Source organism: Streptomyces sp. GbtcB6, assembly GCF_019091475.1.
Lineage (GTDB): Bacteria > Actinomycetota > Actinomycetes > Streptomycetales > Streptomycetaceae > Streptomyces > Streptomyces hyaluromycini.
Genome location: NZ_JAGXJL010000538.1, coordinates 1 through 230, shown reverse-complemented (window position 1 = coordinate 230; position 230 = coordinate 1). Strand labels below are relative to the sequence as shown.

1 pseudogene is annotated in these 230 nt (G+C 77.4%); it reads left to right on the top strand.

Going from position 1 to position 230, the window contains the following annotated elements:
* Positions 1-230: pseudogene (locus KVT45_RS55905) on the top strand (pyridine nucleotide-disulfide oxidoreductase); the annotation flags it as partial.

The window sequence follows — 230 nt, the reverse complement described above, 5'->3', positions numbered from 1 at the left end:
ATCGAACTGCTGCCACGCACCGAGGCGGTGGCGCTGTCCGGCACGCACCTCGCGGTGACGGGGGTACGGCTACGAGCGCTCGACGGCCGCGAGGAGCGGGAGCTGGCCGCCGGGCTGGTCGTCGACGCGTCCGGCCGCGGCTCCCGCACGCCGGCCTGGCGGCCCGAACTCGGACTGCCCGCACCCGCGCTCCGCGAGGTCGACTCCGGTATCGCCTCCCCCCGCCGGCT